This is a genomic window from Sphingomonas sp. (assembly GCF_031372575.1).
Classification (GTDB): domain Bacteria; phylum Pseudomonadota; class Alphaproteobacteria; order Sphingomonadales; family Sphingomonadaceae; genus Sphingomicrobium.
Genome location: NZ_JANMLM010000003.1, coordinates 1 through 15,659 on the forward strand (window position 1 = coordinate 1; position 15,659 = coordinate 15,659).

At 64.5% G+C, this 15,659-nt stretch carries 14 protein-coding genes; all 14 read right to left on the reverse strand.

Features of this window, described 5'->3' with window-relative positions:
• The coding region (locus tag RMN73_RS00170; protein ID WP_309601296.1) for a copper resistance system multicopper oxidase at positions 1 to 1,079 on the reverse strand (1,079 nt) is incomplete at its 3' end.
• A 76-nt stretch (positions 1,080 to 1,155) separates the two neighbouring features.
• Positions 1,156 to 1,479 carry a hypothetical protein gene (locus tag RMN73_RS00175; RefSeq protein ID WP_309601297.1) on the reverse strand — a complete coding sequence of 108 codons (324 nt, stop codon included), beginning with the start codon at positions 1,477 to 1,479 and terminating at the stop codon, positions 1,156 to 1,158.
• 34 nt (positions 1,480 to 1,513) lie between these two features.
• The gene (locus RMN73_RS00180) at positions 1,514 to 1,921 is read right to left on the reverse strand and encodes a hypothetical protein (RefSeq protein ID WP_309601298.1); all 408 of its coding nucleotides are present in this window, start codon (positions 1,919 to 1,921) and stop codon (positions 1,514 to 1,516) included.
• Positions 1,918 to 2,313, reverse strand: coding sequence for a Cu(I)-responsive transcriptional regulator (gene cueR, locus RMN73_RS00185; RefSeq protein ID WP_309601299.1), 396 nt, complete (start codon positions 2,311 to 2,313; stop codon positions 1,918 to 1,920). Before cueR ends, RMN73_RS00180 begins: the two co-directional genes overlap by 4 nt.
• Positions 2,310 to 2,996: a methyltransferase domain-containing protein gene (locus tag RMN73_RS00190; protein ID WP_309601300.1), complete on the reverse strand. Its 687-nt coding sequence runs from the start codon at positions 2,994 to 2,996 to the stop codon at positions 2,310 to 2,312. The genes cueR and RMN73_RS00190 overlap by 4 nt, the downstream gene beginning before the upstream one ends.
• Positions 2,993 to 5,347, reverse strand: a complete 2,355-nt coding sequence (locus tag RMN73_RS00195) for a heavy metal translocating P-type ATPase (protein WP_309601301.1) — start codon at positions 5,345 to 5,347, stop codon at positions 2,993 to 2,995. The genes RMN73_RS00190 and RMN73_RS00195 overlap by 4 nt, the downstream gene beginning before the upstream one ends.
• Positions 5,348 to 5,618: 271 nt before the next feature.
• Entirely contained in the window at positions 5,619 to 6,614 is a 996-nt protein-coding gene (locus tag RMN73_RS00200) for a L,D-transpeptidase family protein (protein ID WP_309601302.1), read from the reverse strand.
• A gap of 72 nt (positions 6,615 to 6,686) precedes the next feature.
• The gene (gene trpA / locus RMN73_RS00205) at positions 6,687 to 7,481 is read right to left on the reverse strand and encodes a tryptophan synthase subunit alpha (protein WP_309601303.1); all 795 of its coding nucleotides are present in this window, start codon (positions 7,479 to 7,481) and stop codon (positions 6,687 to 6,689) included.
• Positions 7,478 to 8,647: a tryptophan synthase subunit beta gene (gene trpB / locus RMN73_RS00210; RefSeq protein ID WP_309601304.1), complete on the reverse strand. Its 1,170-nt coding sequence runs from the start codon at positions 8,645 to 8,647 to the stop codon at positions 7,478 to 7,480. The genes trpA and trpB overlap by 4 nt, the downstream gene beginning before the upstream one ends.
• Positions 8,648 to 8,649: 2 nt before the next feature.
• Positions 8,650 to 9,999, reverse strand: a complete 1,350-nt coding sequence (trpCF, locus tag RMN73_RS00215) for a bifunctional indole-3-glycerol-phosphate synthase TrpC/phosphoribosylanthranilate isomerase TrpF (protein ID WP_309601305.1) — start codon at positions 9,997 to 9,999, stop codon at positions 8,650 to 8,652.
• Complete coding sequence (gene trpD / locus RMN73_RS00220; protein ID WP_309601306.1) at positions 9,992 to 11,044, reverse strand: anthranilate phosphoribosyltransferase; 1,053 nt, start codon at positions 11,042 to 11,044, stop codon at positions 9,992 to 9,994. Before trpD ends, trpCF begins: the two co-directional genes overlap by 8 nt.
• 192 nt (positions 11,045 to 11,236) lie before the next feature.
• Positions 11,237 to 12,256, reverse strand: coding sequence for an alpha/beta hydrolase (locus tag RMN73_RS00225; RefSeq protein ID WP_309601307.1), 1,020 nt, complete (start codon positions 12,254 to 12,256; stop codon positions 11,237 to 11,239).
• Complete coding sequence (locus RMN73_RS00230; protein WP_309601308.1) at positions 12,240 to 13,259, reverse strand: acyltransferase; 1,020 nt, start codon at positions 13,257 to 13,259, stop codon at positions 12,240 to 12,242. Before RMN73_RS00230 ends, RMN73_RS00225 begins: the two co-directional genes overlap by 17 nt.
• 144 nt (positions 13,260 to 13,403) lie before the next feature.
• On the reverse strand, positions 13,404 to 15,659 hold a 2,256-nt coding region (gene pnp, locus RMN73_RS00235), incomplete at its 5' end, for a polyribonucleotide nucleotidyltransferase (protein WP_309601309.1).

The window sequence follows — 15,659 nt, forward strand, 5'->3', positions numbered from 1 at the left end:
CGGAGCGGCGGGACAGGCGCGAACATACCCTCGCGCGGCGCCAGGGTAGCGCGGCCGAGGCCGGAACGGTCGATAGATTCAGAAACGAACGAATAAGCGCGGTCGCCCGGCGTGACGATCACGTCGAAGGTTTCCGCAACGCCGATCTGAAATTCGTCGACCGTCACCGGTTTTACATTCTGGCCGTCGGCCTGGACCACCGTCATCGCGAGGCCCGGAATGCGAACGTTGAAGTTGGTCTGCGCGGCGGCATTGATGATCCGCAGCCGGACCCGCTCGCCAGCTTTGAACAGCCCCGTCCAATTGTCGTAAGGGCCATAGCCATTGACGGTGTAATTGTAGGTCGATCCGGTAACATCGGCGATGTCGGCCGGGTCCATCCGCATGTTGGCCCATTCGCGCCGTTCCGCAGCGGTCATGTCGCGACCGGCGAGTTGTCCCGACAGGGTCAGGCGCTGCATGTTGAAATAGCCGCCGCCCATCTGCTTCAATTTCCTGTAGATCGTTGCACCGGTCATCGGGCTGTGGTCCGACAACACGAGCACGTGCTCGCGATCGGAAACGATCGGATCAGCGCCTTCGGGATCGACCACGATCGGACCGTAGACACCGTCCTCTTCCTGATAGGCCGAGTGGCTGTGATACCAATAGGTGCCAGCCTGGACGATCGGAAACTCGTAATCGAAGGTCGAGCGCGGCCCGATCCCGGGGAAGCTTACGCCGGGGACGCCATCCATCGCGAATGGCACCAGCAGGCCATGCCAGTGGATCGAGCTATCCTCATCGAGCGTGTTGGTGACGCTCAGGCGCACGTTCTGCCCTTGTTTCAGGCGCACCAGCGGGCCTGGCACGGTGCCGTTGATTCCGATCGCACGGCTGACTTTGCCGTCAACGCGGAGCGCAACCTTGCCGATGGTGAGTGCGATTTGGGAGCCGCTCACGGTGGGAAGCGGTCGTACCAGCCCACCGGAAACGGATTGTGCCCAAGCGGGCATGGCGGCAGCGAAGCCGGCGCCAGCGCCACCCAGAGCGGCGGCACGCAGGAACTGGCGCCGCGGAAGTGCGAGCTTGTCGAACATTGTAGATCCTTGAATAGCCATGAAGCGCGACCGTGGGCCGGCGCCGCCTATTTCAGCGACGCCAGCTTTCGGTAGCTTACATCTTGTGGGTGGGTTGAACCGCCGAAGGCGCGGCAGCGCCGTTAGGGGGTGCCTTCCCGCAAGCAAGCATAATTTTCCCATGGTCTTGCTTGGTCATTCTGGCCATGTCGTGGCCTTTCATGCCGGCCATGTCATGACTCTTCATGGCCGCCATATCGTGGCCGTTGCCAGCCGTGTGGCCCGCCATGCCCTTGCAAGGCGTCATGCCCGTCATCTTGGCATGATCCGAACCTTGGGTCGCTGGAACCGTCCCCGTTTGGCCATTAGCCATCGCGGGCAGTGCGATCGTCAGCGCGATCGCCGTCACTATCTTTTTCATGTCCTATCCTTCGTGAAATCGTTAAATCTCGATTTCACGCACGACGCGGAGGGGGCGTGGCCAGTTGGGCTAGATAGCTATGATGAAATGGTTCGAGTGACGGACGATCGACGATCTTGGCAAAGGCAAGCTGATCGACCGGAGCCGCCGCCGTCAAGGCAACGGCCGTGCACATAGCGACACAGCAGGACTTGCCCATCTTCTTGCCGTCCTGATCTTGGGCGGGCTGGTCGCCACAATGACCTTGCACCATCATTTGGGACTGATGGTCGGCAGGCGCCATCGCCATCGCGCTGCCAGTTTCCATGGCAAGCGGGGCGAACAACATCGCAAAGGCGATCAGGATCGCTGAGAGGTGGCGAAGGCTCACGTGACGGAATATGTGCGCAAAGGCGCGAAATTGCAATCCGCTCAAAGGATTAAGGCGAGCCGCGCCAATCATGCGCGCGCCGTGTCAAGTTCATCGAGGATAGGGCAATCGGGCCGGCTGTCGCCATGACAGCTCTCCGCCAAATGTTCGAGTGTCCGGCACATGCCTTCGAGAACCGCCAGCCGCTGGCGAAGTTCCGAAAGGCGCGACAAGGCCAAGGCTTTGACATCTGCGCTCGACCGGTTGCGATCTGTCCAGAGGGCGAGAAGCAGGCGAATATCCTCGATCGGAAATCCGAGGTCACGGGCCCGCCCAATAAACCGCAAAGTGTGAAGATCACGAACGTCATAGTCGCGATAGCCGGAGTCGCGGCGCGCGGCAGGTGCAATCAGTCCGATCTTCTCATAATGGCGGATCATCCGCTGACTGACGCTGGTCGCGGTCGAGACGGCGCCAATCTTCATGCCCGATCCATGTCGCGATCAAATCCGGCGGGCTTCTCCGCGCGCAAGATCTCGATATGACCGGTTGCGGTTGCGAAACCGTCGAGAACGCGCAGCCGAACAAAACCGGCGCCTTCGATCAGGGCCGGCAGGACGCCGTCGGCATTGGGTTGAGTATCCCTCACGCCGTCGAAAAGCTGCACGGTTGCCCGAAAGGCCAGGCGCATCGCTAGCGTTCGCTGGAGGCCATAATCAGCGACAAACAGCTTGCCGCCGGACTTCAGCCGCTCAAACATCGCTCGAAGCAAACGGCGCTTTTCGTCTAACGGCACCTGGTGCAGCACCAGGCTGCAGATGATCTTGTCCGCAACCTGCTTATCGTCTTCCGGCGGTGAACCGAAGGTGCCGACCCTAAACGTCGCGCTCGATCCTGCACGGGCCGTTTTGCGCCGGGCTATCTTTACTGCTGGTTCGTCGGGATCAATTCCCAGAAAATTACAGTCGGGCGTAGCGGCAGTGACCGCCACTGCAAGACTACCGGTGCCGGACCCGACATCCACGATCAATTCGCCAGGCTCAGCGCCGATGTGCTCCACCAGCCTTGAGCGCCATGCCCATTCCCGAGTCATCAGCCCGATCATGGCGTCATACACAGGGGTCAGCGCGGCGTAGCCGAGCGGCGGGGTGTGGGCAGCCGTGTTCACGAAAGCCTCGCCGACCGCAAACGGAGCGAATTGCCGATGACTGCGACCGAGCTGAAGGCCATCGCCGCTCCCGCGATAATCGGGCTCAAGAGAATGCCGAACGAGGGGTAAAGCACACCAGCGGCAATCGGCACCCCGGCCGCATTGAAGATGAATGAGAAGAACAGGTTCTGCCGAATGTTGCGCATTACCGCGCGGCTCAAGTGTCGGGCACGCACGATCCCGGCAAGATCGCCCTTCACCAAGGTCACGGCCGCGCTTTCCATGGCGACATCGGTGCCTGTGCCCATCGCGATTCCGACGTCCGCTGCGGCGAGAGCGGGGGCATCGTTGATGCCGTCGCCGGCCATGCCGACGCGGCGTCCTTCGCTACGCAATTTTTCGACCATTGCCTGCTTCTGGTCGGGAAGGACGTCCGCGAATATTTCGTCGATCCCGCCGATGCGGCGAGCCACGGCTTCGGCCGTCCGTCGATTGTCGCCAGTCATCATGACGACCCGGACGCCACTTTTTCGAAGCGCGGCAACGGCATCGGCGGCAGTGTCCTTGATCGGATCCGCGACCACCAGCAGCCCGGCGAGCTTGGCGTCGATCGCGACGAACATCACGCCCTGGCCCTCGGCGCGAATGCTGTCGGCTTGCGGGTCGAGGCTGGCGGTATCCACCCCCAGATCGGCGAGCATTAGTTTGTTGCCAAGGGATATGGCGCGACCGGCAACGGTTCCGCTCACACCCTTGCCGGTTTGCGACTCGAAATCCGTCGCTTTCTCGATCACCACGCCGCGCTCATCTGCGCCTTCGACGATGGCGGCTGCGAGAGGGTGCTCGCTGCCCTTTTCAAGCGAAGCAGCGAAGCCAAGTATTTCGTCCTCATCAAATCCGTTGATTGCGACCACCTCGATAAGGCGCGGCTTGCCAATCGTCAGGGTGCCGGTCTTGTCTACTACCAGCGTGTCGATCTTCTCCATCAGCTCGAGGGCTTCGGCGCTCTTGACGAGCACGCCCGCCGACGCGCCGCGACCGGTCCCGACCATGATCGACATCGGCGTCGCCAGGCCGAGCGCACAGGGACAGGCGATGATCAGGACGGCGATTGCGTTGACCAGCGCATGAGCGAAACGAGGCTCCGGGCCGATCAGCGACCAGGTGACGAAGGCAAGCACGGCAATCAACACCACTGCTGGAACGAACCATCCCGATACCTTGTCGGCGAGCGCTTGAATCGGCGCCCGTGATCGCTGCGCCTCGGCAACCATGCGCACGATCTGCGACAACATCGTATCTTTCCCGACGCGCTCGGCCTTCATCAGGAGCGAACCGGTGCCGTTGACGGTGGCGCCGGTAAGCAGGTCGCCTTGCGTCTTCTCGACCGGGATGGGTTCGCCCGAGATCATCGACTCGTCAACCGAACTCCGGCCTTCGACGACAAGCCCGTCGACCGGCACCTTCTCGCCCGGACGGACGCGAAGCACGTCGCCGACCGCAACGAGCTCAAGCGCTACGTCTTTCTCAACGCCGCCGCGCACCCGGCGCGCGGTCTTGGGGGCGAGCCCGAGCAAGGCGCGGATCGCCTTGCCAGTTGCCGATCGCGCGCGAAGCTCCAGAACCTGCCCTAGAAGGACCAGTGTCGTGATGACGGCGGCCGCCTCATAGTAGACGGGCACCAGTCCTCCCATCGTCCGCAACGACGACGGGAAAGCGGCTGGCACGAGGGTCGCAACAACGCTGTAGCCATAGGCTACGCCGACGCCGAGGCCGATCAGCGTGAACATGTTGAGGTTGCGGCTTTTGAGCGACGCCCAGAAGCGTTCGAAGAAAGGCCAGCCGCCCCATAGGACCACCGGTGTTGCGAGCGCCAGCTGGAGCCACATGGAGGTAGCCATCGGCATCAGTTGCCAGCCGAAAATCTCGGCCCCCAACGTCAGGATGACGAGCGGGATCGACAGAATTGCGCTGACCCAAAAACGGCGTGTCATGTCGATCAGCTCGGGGTTGGGCCCTTCGTCGAGCGTCGGCTCGAGCGGCTCCAGTGCCATACCGCAAATCGGGCAGCTTCCCGGCCCTATCTGCCTGATCTGGGGATGCATCGGGCAGGTCCATATGGTGCCTGCCGGGACATTCTCCGCGCCGATCGCTGCCGAATCCGCCGGGCCATGTAGGTAGCGATGAGGATTGGCGGTAAACTTCGCCAGGCACACCGCGCTGCAAAAATGATGCTCGTGGCCCTCGAATTCGACATGATGGGGCGTGGTGGCAGGGTCGACCGTCATGCCACAGACGGGATCTTTCACCGCAGTCTCACCCGCCACTCGCTGGATGGAGTCATGAGCGTGATCGAGTTCGTGGTTCATTTCCGGCGCTCGCTTCTGTTATGCGGCACGACATATAAACCTTGACACCATGTTAGGGTCAAGCGCCCAACTTGGGCGAGGGTTTCTGCGAATGAGAATTATCGACGGATGGCTCGCCTGTGCTCTCCAGCACCGAAATGTCTCGCTCAGCGAGCAAAGGGTCGAGGAAAATCCACGCTGCATTGCAACGGTCGCACTACAGAGGTCAGGAGTTTGATCCTCCTCAGCCCCACCACGCCCGCCGGCCGCGAGCCGCCAACCATGCCCGTCCTTATTGCTCGGATGCGATCACCGTGGTCTGCACGCCGGTGCTTTGTGCATCGACGCTCGCGCTGGTGATCAGCACGGTTGTCCCCGGTGTCATCGCGCCGCGCATCCGGGCGACGAACGGTGCGGGCAATTGCATCCGCTCGACCCCTTGGGTGCTGACGATCGCCGTATCTTCGGCCTTCAGATTGTTGACCCCGACCTGGATCCATTCGTTGCGACCGCGCAAATTCTTGGCCAGCGTCAGCACTTGTGACTCCGATACCTGTTGGCTCACGGCGGCCCGGGCGCGGCCGATCTCGACCCCGTTGCGCAGCACCACCACCAATTGGTCGCCGGTCGAAATGATGATCGATACCGGCCCGCTGGGGGCGGCTTCGGGGGTCCAGCGATAGGCCTCGCTGTTCTGCAACGGCAGCCGGGCGATCGACCTGCCGCCGTCGCTGTGCGGCGCGAGCACACCGGCGGGCGGGCGTTTGTACGGGTCGGCCTTGCTGTTGGCGATCACCACGGTCCCGCCCATTGTCGTCGTGGTGAACATCAATTTGGAAAATGCCAGCGGCATCCGCACGCAGCCGTGGCTGGCCGGATAGCCGGGCAGATTGCCGGCATGCATCGCCACGCCCTTCCACGTGAGCCGCTGCTGATAGGGCATTGGCGCATTGTCATAGGTGCGCGAGCGGTGATCCATGTCCTTTTCGAGGATGGTGAACACCCCGCCCGGGGTGGCGAACCCCGGCTTGCCGGAGGAGATGGTGGTCACCCCGATCCGCACGCCGTTGCGATAGACGGTGGCCAATTGCCGATCCAGTTCGACATAGACCAGCACCGGCCCCTTGGGCGCGATATTGCCCGCCCACACCCAGTCGCCGGGTTTCAATTTTTCGGCTTGCTTGGCCAGCGCCAATGGCGACGATACTTTCGACCCGCTGGCCAAAGCAGGGGACGCGGCGAGCATCAGGATCGCGCCAAGCGCCACATACCGAACCGATTGCCTCACGATATTGCTCCCCGTTAGTCCCGAGTCTTGCCGGGAAAATACGCTCCCCCGTCGGGAATCGCAAAGGGTCGCCTAGCGCCGCTCGGTCGCCGCCTTCATTGCAGTGCAAAATTCGCGAATCTCTCGCGCAGCATCGGGCCGCCCCGCGCGCTCGACAATCGCGCTTCCGCTGATCACCCCGGCCGCGCCCGCCGAAACCGCCTCGGCCACTTGCTCGGGTGACGATATTCCGAACCCAAGTACCGGAGGCGGTGCACCAAGCCGCGCGAGATCGTCGAACAGAGCGCGGTGGCTTAGCGCCGGTCCCTGCGCCGTCCCGGTCACCCCCAGCCGCGCCACGCAGTAAGTGTAACCGCGTCCCAGCCTCGCGATGGTGGCCAGCGCTGGCGCGGGCGTGGTCGGCGCTGCGATCAGCACCGGGTCAATCCCCGCCGCCACCGCAGCTGCAGCCCAAGGCGCGGCCTCGATCGACGGCACATCGGCAACCAGCAAACTGTCCGCCCCGGCCTCGGCCAGCTCGCCGCAGAACCGTTCGCGACCGCGGGCGACGACAATATTGGCATAGGTCAAAATTCCGATCGGCACATTGGGATGCCGCGCGCGGAAGTCGGCGATCATCGTCAGGCAATCGGCGGTTCGCATCCCGGCCTCAAGCGCGTGCTTGGCCGCCGCCGCAATCACCGGCCCGTCGGCAACTGGGTCGCTGAACGGGATTCCGACCTCGACCATGTCGGCCCCGCTCTCGACCATGGCATCGAGCAATTCGCCGCACCGCGCCGCATCGGGATGCCCGAGCATCAGGAACCCGCCAAACGCGGCCTCGTTACGCACCGCCAAGCGGTCGAACATTGCGCCATAACGGCTCACGCCGCCACCTCAAGCAGGCTCTGCACCTGCGCCATATCCTTGTCGCCGCGCCCCGACAGCCCGACCACCAGCAGCGCCTCGGGTTGCTCCTCGGCAATCCGCAACGCCTCGGCCACCGCATGCGCCGTTTCCAGCGCCGGGATGATCCCTTCGTGGAGCGACAAGGCACTGAACGCGGCCATCGCCTCGACATCGGTGCAGCCAACATAATCGGCGCGGCCAATGTCCATCAGATGAGCATGTTCTGGCCCGACGGCGGGATAATCGAGCCCTGCGGACACCGACCAACTGTCGGACACCTGACCGTCCATATCCTGCAGGATCAACGTTTCCGACCCATGCAAAATTCCCGGCGTCCCGCGCTGCAGCGTCGCACCATGCTCGCCGCCGTTCAGCCCCTTGCCCGCGGCCTCGACCCCGATCAGCTTGACCCCGTCATCGGCAACGAAATCGGCGAACAATCCGATCGCATTCGACCCGCCGCCAACGCAGGCGATTACCGCATCGGGCAGCCGCCCTTCGGCTTCGATCACTTGCGCCCGCGCTTCCTTTCCGATCACCCGCTGGAATTGCCGCACCATCAGCGGGAAGGGGTGGGGCCCCGCCGCCGTGCCGAGGATGTAATGCGTCGTCTCAAAGCTTGCGGCCCAGTCGCGCAAGGCCTCGTTGACACTATCTTTCAGCGTCCGGTCGCCGCTGGTCACCGGGATCACCTCGGCCCCCATCAGCCGCATTCGATAGACATTGAGCGCCTGCCGCTCGATGTCGTCCGCGCCCATGTAAATCTGCGTCGGAAGCCCGAACAACGCGCCGACCATCGCGGTGGCGACGCCATGCTGCCCCGCGCCGGTCTCGGCGATCAGCCGGGTCTTGCCCATCTTCTTGGCGAGCAACGCCTGCGCCAGCACCTGGTTGGTCTTGTGCGCCCCGCCGTGGAGCAAATCCTCGCGCTTCAAGTAGATTTTCGCCGGCTTGCCGAGGTTGCGGCACAGCGTCAGCGGGGTCGGCCGCCCGGCATATTTGGTCAGCAATTCATCGAGCTCGGCGCAGAAGGCCGGGTCGGCCTCGCTATCGAGAAATGCGCCCTCAAGTTGTTCGAGCGCGGGCAGCAAAATCTCGGGCACGAAGCAGCCGCCAAACTTTCCGAACCGACCGTCCTGACGCATGATTATTGATCCTTGTGGCGTGAAATGGGGCGTAATATCTCGAACAATAAAGCAATCCTGGCGTGCGATTTGACCCCCGGCCTGTCGTCCATCGCTGACCCGACGTCGAGCGCATAAGCGCCGACCTGCCGCGCGGCGACCGCATTATGCGACCCGATCCCGCCGGCCAGCAGCGCCTTGGGAAGCTCGGGGCGGTTGGCGATCGTCGACCAGTCGAACGTCTCGCCAGTCCCGCCGCGACCATTGTCGAACAGGATCCTATCCGCTGCTCGTACTGGGTCGCCGGGGGTTTCGGCCAGCCAGGTTTCGACATCAGTCGTACCGCGAGCATCATATGCCGGGCGGTGATGCTGGATTGCGGCTAGAGGTAATTGTTGAGCGATATCCGTGACTTGATGCTCTTCCGCGTCGCGAAACACGGCGACCAATGGCGGATGATCCGGAACCTCAGCGATCATCGCCAGCGCCTGGTCGATGGTCACATCGCGCGGCGTCCCGGGGACGAATACCAGCCCGACGTAAGCCGCGTGCCGAGCCGCCCGCAAATCCCCCGCATTACGCATTCCGCACAATTTGACCCGCCCGAACGCCAGCGCGCGCGCTTCGCCATGCGGATCGCCGCTTTTCATCGGGGTCGAGCCGATCAGGAAGCCGTCGACGTGGCGCACCAAGCGGTCGATGTCGGCGCGGTTCACAATCCCCGATTCCGAAATAACCAGCGCATTGCCCGCCATTCCCGCCAACCGCTCGGTCACGCCAAGGTCGGTGGTGAAACGCTTCAGGTCGCGATTGTTGATCCCGATCAGCGCCGCCCGAAGCACCACCGCGCGGCGCATCTCGGCCTCGTCATGGACCTCGACCAGCACGTCCATCCCGAGCCGCTTGGCCTCGGCCATCACGCCGCGCACCTCGTCATCGTCGAGCACCGACAATATCGCCAGCACCGCATCGGCGCCTGCGATCCGCGCTTCGGCAATTTGCCGAACATCGACCACGAAATCCTTCGCCAATATCGGCCCGTCAAACCCCGCCCGCGCGGCTTTCAGATCATCCAGCGACCCGCCAAAGAAACGCGCATCAGTCAGCACGCTCATCCCGTCCGCGACCCCGGCGTAAGCCCGCGCCACCGCGCCCGGATCGAGCGTTTCGCCAAGCGCGCCTTCGGACGGCGAGCGGCGCTTATATTCGAAGATGAACCGCGCCCCGGGCTGCGCCATTGCCGCGACCAGGCTGCGCGTCGTCGGCTGCGCAGGCGACAAATCCGCCCCCGCCAGCCGCTCGGCCACCTCGACGCGCTTGTGGGCGATGATCTCGCCCAGGCGGCCCAGTCGGTCGATGGCTAGATCAGGCATTGCTGATCTCGACGAAGCGATCGAGCACCTGGCCCGCCTTGCCCGACAGCAATGCTTCGCGCGCCTGGCCCGCGCCCTCGGTCAAATCACCCGCCTTGCCCGCGGTCATCAGCAATGCCGCGCTGTTGAGAATGACGATGTCATTCTCCGCCTGCGTCCCCTGGCCCGCGAGCAGCAGTTTCAGCCGCGTCGCATTTTCCGCCACGTCGCCGCCGGTCACCACCTTCAAGGCGGCGCGTTCGATCCCGGCATCCTCGGGCGCAATCTCGATCTCGGTCATCTCGCCATCGGACAGCCGGATCGCGCGGGTCTCGCCGTGCAGCGCCACCTCGTCGAGCCCCGATCCGTGGACCACCAGCGCCTGCTTCACGCCCACCGCGTCGAGCGTCTGCGCGATCCGCCGCAACATCGTCGGGTCGGCCACGCCGAGCAATTGCACCGGCGGCCGTGCTGGATTGATGCACGGCCCGAGCAAGTTCATCACCGTCCGCACCGCCAATTGCCGCCGCACCAAAGCGGCATGTTTCATCCCCGGATGATAAGCCGGCGCGAACAAAAAACAGAAGCCGATTTCGTCGAGCATCGCGCGTGCCGCAGCGGGCGCCAGGTCGATCTTCGCGCCGACCGCCTCGAGCACGTCGGCCGACCCACATTTCGAACTGATCGAGCGATTGCCATGCTTGGCGATCGGCAACCCGCACGCCGCGGCGACGAAGCCGGTCGCGGTCAAGACGTTGATCAGCCCCGACCCGTCGCCGCCGGTGCCGCAGCAATCGGCGAACAGATAATCGGGCCGATCGAACGATTGCGCGGCGGCGCTTAGCGCATGCGCGGCGCCGATCATCTCCTCCGCCGTCTCGCCCTTCATCCTGAGCGCGATCAGCATTCCCGCAATCTCGGCCGGCTCCAATTTGCCAAGCACCAGCCGTCCGAACAGATGCTCGCTGTCCTGGATCGGCAAATCCTCCCCCGACAGTAATTTGGGCAAGGGGTTGCGGCCGGGCAGATCGGGATCGTTGGCGGGTTGGAGTGCGGCATTTTGCATCGGTCATGTCCTCGATTGATTGGCATCGCGGGCAATAAAAAACCCGCCGGATGGGCGGGCTGTGAAAACTTGGCTGGTACTTAAATCACCACCCACGCCATCGCGCCGCCAGAAAAGCGGAGCGCCACCAGTTGGTGCGGAAGGTCAGGAGGTCGGTCATCGAGCGCCTCTTCGCGAAGCTGCGCGGGTTCGTCAATCCCGGATGTGCTTTTCTGTCCCGAATGCCGTCGCCAGCGCGGCAATGATATCGGCCCGAAAGCGCTTCGCCGCGCGCGACCCGGGCACTGCAAGGTCGAAGCCGTGGAACGCGCCAGGGGTGACCTTGAGCTTTGTCGCGACCCCCGCGCTGGCCAGCCGTTTCGCGAAGGCGACATCCTCATCATGAAACAAATCGAGCGACCCGACCGCGATCAACGTTGGCGGCAATCCGGCCAGATCGCTGCGCCGTGCCGAGACTGCGTTGGCAGGCCGATCGCCGAGGAACGCCGCCCAGCCGAAGCGGTTGTTCGCCGCACTCCACAGCGACGGTGCGGATGATGGCGCGGCCCCGGTGCGGTCGTCGAGCATCGGATAGACCAGCAGTTGTAGGCACGGCCGGACTACGCCCTCGTCGCGCGCGCGCATCGCCAGCAACGCCGCCAGCCCGCCGCCCGCGCTCGACCCCATGATCGCGATCCGCGCCGGGTCGACCCCGATCCGCGCCGTCTGGTCATGCACCCAGCGCAGCGCCGCGCTGACATCGTCGAGCATCCCGTCATGCCGGGTTTCGGGCGCGCGCCGATAATCGACCGCCACCGCAACGCAATCCAGCGCCGCTGCAAGCCCCTGCAGCTGCCGCACCGCGCCCGCCGCGTCGCCCATCACGAACCCGCCGCCGTGCAGATAGAATATCGCCGGCCGCGCCGTGCCGGGCCGCGCATTGATCAGGCGCACACCAACCGGCGGCGCGCCGTTGAGCCCCGGTACCTGGCTCCGCTTCACTGCCGGGCTGGGCAAAGGCGGCGGCGCAGTCGCGCGCTCGACCTGCCGAAACATCGCCAGATTTTCCGGACTCAAATCGGGTGGCGGATTGGCGAGATAGCGCGCCACAAAGTCGCGCAGCTCGGGGTCGAATGCCGCCAGCGCCTGACGCTCCCGCCAGTATGACGCTCCGCTCCCGCCGGTCGCGGCCACCGCCAGCGCCGCCAGCGCCACTTCACGCCGCGACAGCATTGCTTCGCTCGACGCGCACCGTTCGCGCCCCCGGCTCGAGCCACAACGCCAGCCCGTAAGCACAGCCCAGCGCCAGCATGCAGGCCGCGACGAACGCCCCGAAGCCAAACCCCGGCGCCAGCAGGATCACCAGCCCCAGCGCGGGCAGATGCGCGGCATATAGAGGATAGCTCATCGACCCCATCACCGCCGACCACCGCTCCAGCCCCGGCTCGATCGTCGCGCCAATCCCCAGATGCAGCACGATCGGCAGCACCAGCGCGACCACCGCCAGATCAACCTGCCAGTCCGGCATCGTCCCCTTGGCGACATCGGCCAGCATCAGCACCACCGGCAATGCCACCAGCAGCAGCGCGCCCGACATCGCCGGCCGCCACCGCTCGAGCGCCGGGCCGAGCCGGACCATCGCCACCCCGACGCAATAGGAAAACATCACGCGCGGAAAGCCGCCGACGAAATTATCGCCACGGTCGCCCAGCCCGAACCATTGGAAGCGGCTCGCGGTCCACGCCAGCACAGCCAACCCGCCGATCACCATCGCGATCATCGCCCGCCCCGATAAGCGCCGCAGCCAGAGGGCATGCACCACATTGGCGACCAGTTCGAAGAATAACGACCATTGCACCCCGTTGAGGATGAACAGCCCGGCCGATCCGGCGATGATCGGCACGAACGCGAGTTGCGCCGCCAGCCGCCACGCGACCGCGCCGCCAGCCGCCCCGCTGGCCAGCGCCACCGCCGCCCCGGCGATGATCCCGATCGCCATCACCGGGTATAATCTTTTGATCCGAAGCGTCATGAACCCCGCCGGGGTCAGGTCGCCCGCCAGCTTGCGCTCATAGGCGCGCGCAACGACGTAGCCGCTCAGCATGAAGAAGAAATCGACCGCGAGGTACCCGCTGGCGAACAAGGAAAACCCGCCGACCTGGATCGCGGCGTGATGCAACAGGACGATGATCGCGGCGAGCCCGCGCAATCCATCCAGGCTCCCGACTCTCTGCACGCGGCGTCTCCTCCCGCCCGCGACCCTAGCCGCTTGGTCCCACCATAAGGTTAATCGCGCATTCCGCAGATCGCGGGGGCGCTGATTAACAAAAAAGGCCCCGCATTGCTGCGGGGCCTTTGTTCTTTCGACTGAAGCCGAGGCTTAATCGTTTTCGGGGTTCAGGAACGCCGGGGCGAATTCGGGGGCTGGGCCGTCCGAATTGCCGCCTTCGCGCTCCCTACGGGGACCACGATCGCCGCCGCCTTCGCCACGAGGACCACGATCACCGCCGCCTTCGCCACGAGGACCACGATCTCCGCCGCCTTCGCGACGCGGACCACGGTCACCGCCGCCACCTTCGCGACGCGGGCCACGGCCACGATCGCCGCCGCCACCGCCTCCATCACGGCGCGGGCCGCGATCACGGTCGCCACGCGGACGATCGCCACGGTCGCCGGCTTCGCGCGGGGGACGGCTGTCCTCCAGCTCGGCGCCGGTTTCCTGGTCGACGACCCGCATCGACAGGCGGACCTTGCCGCGCTGGTCGACCTCGAGCAGCTTCACCTTGACCTCTTGACCTTCGGTCAGGACGTCGCGGACATTCTCGACCCGCTCATTCTTGATTTCCGAGACGTGGACCAGGCCATCCTTGCCCGGCATGAAGGTCACGAACGCGCCGAAATCGACGATGTTGGCGACCTTGCCGGTGTAGATCGTGCCCGGCTCGGGCTCCTGGACGATGCCCAGGATCCACTGGCGGGCGGCCTCGATCTGGTCGAGGTCGGAGGAGCTGATCTTGATCACGCCCTCGTCGTCGATGTCGACCTTGGCGCCGGTGGTGGCGACGATCTCGCGGATCACCTTGCCGCCGGTGCCGATCACTTCACGGATCTTGTCCTTGGGGATCGACATGGTCTCGATCCGCGGGGCATGCGCCGACAGCTCTTCACGGGTGTGATCGAGCGCCTTGGCCATTTCGCCGAGGATGTGCGCGCGGCCTTCCTTGGCCTGCGCCAAAGCGACCTTCATAATCTCCTCGGTGATGCCGGGGACCTTGATGTCCATCTGCATCGTGGTGATGCCCTGGTCGGTGCCGGCCACCTTGAAGTCCATGTCGCCGAGGTGATCCTCGTCGCCGAGGATGTCGCTGATCACGGCGAAATCCTTGCCTTCCAGGATCAGGCCCATCGCGATGCCGGCGACCGGACGGATTAGCGGCACGCCCGCGTCCATCATCGACAGCGACCCGCCGCAGACGGTGGCCATCGACGACGAGCCATTGCTCTCGGTGATGTCCGACAACACGCGGATCGTGTAGGGGAAATCCTCGTTCGACGGCAGCATCGGACGAAGCGCGCGCCAGGCGAGCTTGCCGTGGCCGGTTTCGCGCCGCGACGGGGCGCCGAAGCGGCCCACTTCACCGACCGAATAAGGCGGGAAGTTGTAGTGCAGCATGAAGCGGCTGTAGGTCAGGCCGTCCAAGCCGTCGATCATCTGCTCCGCGTCCTTGGTGCCAAGCGTGGTGGTGCAGATCGCCTGCGTCTCGCCGCGGGTGAACAGCGCCGAGCCATGCGCGCGGGGCAGGAAGCCGACCATCGCCTCGATGTTGCGGACGGTGGTGGTGTTGCGGCCGTCGATGCGGCGACCTTCCTTGAGGATCGCGGTGCGGACGATATCGGCTTCAAGGCTCTTGACCGCCTTGGATGCGGACATCTGCTCCTGCGCGTCGGCGTCGGCAAAAGCCTCCTTCGCCTTGTCGCGGATCACGTTGAGTGCCTTCGAGCGTTCGCCCTTGTCGGACAGCTTATACGCTGCCTCGATGTCCTTGCCGACGAGCGTCTTGAGCTTCGCCTTGGCCGCGGTCTTGGCGTCGCCGGTGGCGAGCTCCCACGGGTCCTTGGCAGCTTTCTGCGCCAGCTTGATGATCCCTTCGCAGACCTTCTTGGAGGCTGCGTGGGCGAACATCACCGCGCCGAGCATGACCTCTTCCGACAGCTCATTGGCTTCGGATTCGACCATCATCACTGCGTTGAGCGTGCCGGCGACGACCAGGTCGAGATCGCCTTCCTTGACCTGCGTCGAGTTGGGGTTGAGGATATATTCGCCATCGACATAACCGACGCGTGCTGCACCGATCGGGCCCATGAACGGAACGCCCGACAGGCACAGAGCGGCGGAGGCGGCGCACATCGCGACGATGTCCGGCTCATTCTCGCCATCGTACGACAGCACCTGCGCAATAACGAGCACCTCGTTATAAAACCCCTCCGGAAACAGCGGACGAATGGGTCGATCGATCAGGCGGCTGGTCAGTGTTTCTTTCTCGGTTGCGCCGCGTTCGCGCTTGAAGAAGCCGCCCGGGATACGTCCGGCGGCCGAATATTTTTCCTGATAATGGACGGTCAGCGGGAAGAAGTC